Source organism: Methylibium sp. T29-B, from assembly GCF_000576225.1.
Lineage (GTDB): Bacteria > Pseudomonadota > Gammaproteobacteria > Burkholderiales > Burkholderiaceae_C > Methylibium > Methylibium petroleiphilum.
The window spans coordinates 1-3,760 of record NZ_AZSN01000240.1 but is presented as its reverse complement, the minus strand read 5'-3'; the positions used below and the strand labels follow the sequence as shown (position 1 = coordinate 3,760).

The window sequence follows — 3,760 nt, the reverse complement described above, 5'->3', positions numbered from 1 at the left end:
GTGCCGCCGCGGCCGTGTGGATGGCGGCACGCACGCGCGGGTAGGTGCCGCAGCGGCAGAGGTTGGTGAGGGCCGCGTCGATGTCGGCATCGCTCGGCCGCGGCTGGCGTTCGAGCAGCGCCGCGGCGGCCATCAGCAGGCCGCTCTGGCAGTAGCCGCACTGCGGCACCTGGTGCAGCACCCAGGCGCGCTGGAGCGCATGCGGCCGCTCGGCGCTGCCCAGGCCCTCGATGGTCTGCACCGCCCTGCCGCCGACCGCGGACAGCGGCGTGACGCAGGAGCGCGCAGGCACGCCGTCGAGCCGCACGGTGCAGGCGCCGCAGGCCCCAATGCCGCAGCCGTATTTGCTGCCGGTGAGCTGCAGCACGTCGCGCAGCACCCACAGCAGCGGCATCGCCGGGTCGACGGCCTCGTCGGGCAGCGGCACGAAGTGGCCGTTGATCAGCAGGTCCATCGCGTGGCGTGCCGGTTCAGGCGTCGAGCGCCTGCCCGTCCTGGAACACCCGCAGTTCGCCGGGTGCGAAGGCCTGCCAGTCCTCGTCGGCCGTCAGCGGTTCGGTGACGATGACCGCGACGCGGTCGTTCGGCGTGGTGTGCTCGGCGAAGTTCACCGTCAGATCCTGGTCCTGCAGCCGCGCGTGGCGGAACGGGTGCTGGCGCACCAGCCAGTGCAGCCGCGTGGCGCCGTGCGCCCACAGCGCGTCGCCGTTGCTGAGCAGGAAGTTGAAGCTGCCGTGGCGGGCCACCGGCGGCGCCAGCTCGCGCAGCGTCTCGGTCAGGTCGCGCACGCTCGGCACCGACGCGTGGTTCTTCGCCAGCTCCTGCAGCAGCCAGCAGAAGGCGCGCTCGCTGTCGGTGTCGCCGACCGGATGGAAGGCGGCGTGCAGCTTGGGGTGGAAGTCCTTCAGGTCGCCGTTGTGGGCGAACACCCAGTAGCGGCCCCACAGCTCGCGCACGAAGGGATGGGTGTTCTGCAGCGCCACGCCGCCCTGCGTGGCCTTGCGGATGTGCGAGATGACGTGCCGGCTGCGGATCGGGTAGCGCCGCACCATCTCGGCCACCGGCGAATCGTTGGCGCTGTGGTGGTCGACGAAGCAGCGCACGCCGGGGCCCTCGAAGAAGGCGATGCCGAAGCCGTCCTTGAGCTCGACCGCGCGCGTCGCGAAGCCGGTGAAGCTGAACACGATGTCGGTCGGCGTGTTGCCGTTCATGCCGAGCAGCTGGCACATGGGATGCGTGAAGAAGAGGGAGTGGAGACGCGGACGGACAGTATCGGCTTCTATCGCCTGCGCGGCCACGGCCGCGGCCGTGCGTGGGCCGCCGTGCAACAGATCGCTTCGGTGTGCAAGGCCTTGCACAACCGGCAACGGAACGGCCGCTGCATGACACACTCGTTCGCAGCGGCGCCCCCACGGCCGCGGAGCCCCTGATGACCGATCTTGCCGATCTGCCGACGAACCCGACCGACGCCGGCCTGCCGACGCCGCGCGTGCCGCGCAGCTACCGCTGCCGCTGCGGCCGGCCGGTGTTCTTCCGCAACAGCCTGTGCCACGGCTGCGGCGCCGCGCTGGGCTACGAGCCGCGGCGCGGGCAGGTGCTGGCCCTCGATCCGGGCCCCGAGGAGACCACCTGGCACGTGGAGGGCGACGCGCAGACGCTGTACCGGCGCTGCGGCAACTTCGACACCATCGCCGGCTGCAACTGGCTGGTGCCGGCCTCGGCGGACGGCCGCTTCCAGCCGCTGTGCCAGGCCTGCCGGCTCAACCGCACCATTCCCGACCTGACGCAACCCGACCATGCCGAGCTGTGGCGCCGCATCGAGCTGGCCCGGCGGCGCCTGGTGTCGCAGCTGATCTCGCTGGGCCTGCCGGTCGCGTCGCGCGTGGCCGGCGACGACCGGGACGCCGAACGCGGCCTGATGTTCGACGTGCTGGCGCCGCTGCCCGGCGCGCCCGCGGTGATGACGGGGCATGCCAGCGGCCTGATCACGCTGAATCTCGACGAGGCCGACGACGCGGTGCGTGAACGCATCCGCGCCGCGATGCGCGAGCCCTACCGCACGCTGCTGGGGCACTTCCGCCACGAGGTGGGCCACTACTACTGGGACCGGCTGGTGGACGGCACACCCTGGCTGGACGGCTACCGCGAGCTGTTCGGCGACGAGCGCGACGACTACGCCGCGGCGCTGCAGCGCCACTACGCCAACGGGCCGGCGCCCGACTGGGCGCAGCGCCACGTGAGCAGCTATGCCAGCACGCACCCGTGGGAGGACTGGGCGGAGACCTGGGCGCACTACCTGCACATGGTCGACACGCACGACACCGCGCTCAGCTTCGGCCTCGACGCCCGCACGGTGGCGATCGAGATCGAGCCCTTCGGAGCCGACGTGCTGTGGCGCCCCGACGATCCCGGCGCCGCCCACTTCCTGGGCTTCGTCAACGAATGGGTGGCCCTGACCAGCGTGCTCAACGAGCTGTCGCGCAGCATGGGCCAGCACGACTTCTACCCCTTCGTGCTGCCACGGCCGGTGGTGGCGAAGCTGCAGTTCGTGCACCTGGTGGTGCAGGCGGCGGCGGCCGAGCCGCAGAGCGCGGCGCCCGCGAAGGAACCGCTCGCTGCGACCGACGCCGAAGCCGCCGTGCCTCCGGAGGCGCCCGCCGTCAGTGCAGCACCAGCGGCTGCTGCATCAGCGCCGCGTAGCGACTGACATAGGCGTCGATCTCCTCTTCGGACGGCGAGGTCTCGATCAGCGCGTCCACGCCCTCGCGGAAGCTCGCGGCCAGGGCGCCCTCGATGAAGATCTCCTTGCGCGCGAACTTGTCGACGATCTCGTAGCCGCCCCGCGTCAGCCCGGGCACGCCTTCGCGGACGTCCGGTTCCTCGGACGCCACCTCGAACTGCACCACGGCGAAACTGTCGGAGTTGTAGAGCATCTGCATGGACTTCCCCTTTGAGGGCCAGGTGATGGGGCTGACGCAAATTTCAAGCCAGGAACCCCATCGCCTGCAGGGTTCGACTCAGTTCACCCGCAGCAGTTCAAACGCGTCGCTGCTGCCGTCGGTGAGGCGGGCGCGCACCGGCAGGTACTGGCGGGCCGGGTCGAGCCAGAACTCGGCGCGGGTGTCCTGCGGGCCCTCGGGCTCGCGCAGGAAGCGCAGTGCACGCACGCTGCCGGCCGGCGTGTCGACCGACTGCAGGCCCTCGAAGCGCAGCGACCAGACGTGGGCATCGCCACGCGCCCCGACCACCCGGATCAGGAAGTGCTCGCCGGCCGGCGGCGGCTTGCTCCAGGCGTTGGCGATGGCCGCGAGCTGCAGCATCACGCTCAGGCGGTCCTGCACGCCGGGCGTCACCGGCTGCTCCGGGCTCTGCCCAGAGAAGCTGATCACCCCGGCGCCGCGCTGGAAGCTGGCCGCCTGCTCGGCACGCCGCAGCCGCTTGTCGGTGTAGCGCTCCGGCGCCAGGCCGGCGGCGTCGAAGCCGCCGCGGCTGGTCTGCGTGATCAGCGTGCCGATGATCGGCACCCGGCCCTCGAGCCGCAGCACATAGCCGCTGCCCTGCGGTCGCCAGTCGATCTCGCCGCTGCCGGTGATGGCGCCGCGGCTGAGGCGGTAGTCGACCCTGGCCGCGGCCGGGATGCGGGTGCGGTAGGTCGGCGGTGCAGCGTCGCCACCGGTCGCCGCCACGGCGGGTGCCGTGGTCGCAACAGCCAGCAGCAGGTCGTCGGGCAGCGCGGCGGGCGCGGCTTCGTCCTTCGCCT

5 protein-coding genes are annotated in these 3,760 nt (G+C 71.9%); 1 reads left to right on the top strand and 4 read right to left on the bottom strand.

What is annotated here, in order from left to right; translation table 11 throughout:
* Positions 1-454, bottom strand: a 454-nt coding sequence (locus Y694_RS20355) for a (2Fe-2S)-binding protein (RefSeq protein ID WP_036235943.1), incomplete at its 3' end; no start/stop codon positions are given.
* A gap of 16 nt (positions 455-470) precedes the next feature.
* Positions 471-1,229, bottom strand: coding sequence for a class II glutamine amidotransferase (locus Y694_RS20350; protein ID WP_036235940.1), 759 nt, complete (start codon positions 1,227-1,229; stop codon positions 471-473).
* Positions 1,230-1,429: 200 nt separating this feature from the next.
* On the opposite strand from Y694_RS20350, the gene Y694_RS20345 reads away from it, so the two are divergent.
* Positions 1,430-2,707: a putative zinc-binding metallopeptidase gene (locus Y694_RS20345; protein ID WP_036235937.1), complete on the top strand. Its 1,278-nt coding sequence runs from the start codon at positions 1,430-1,432 to the stop codon at positions 2,705-2,707.
* Here the strand turns inward: Y694_RS20345 and Y694_RS20340 are convergent.
* Both Y694_RS20340 and Y694_RS20335 read right to left on the bottom strand, forming a co-directional pair.
* The gene (locus Y694_RS20340) at positions 2,661-2,939 is read right to left on the bottom strand and encodes a DUF3567 domain-containing protein (protein ID WP_011831203.1); all 279 of its coding nucleotides are present in this window, start codon (positions 2,937-2,939) and stop codon (positions 2,661-2,663) included. The genes Y694_RS20345 and Y694_RS20340 overlap by 47 nt on opposite strands.
* 78 nt (positions 2,940-3,017) lie before the next feature.
* Positions 3,018-3,760, bottom strand: a 743-nt coding sequence (locus Y694_RS20335) for a DUF3108 domain-containing protein (RefSeq protein WP_155935879.1), incomplete at its 5' end; no start/stop codon positions are given.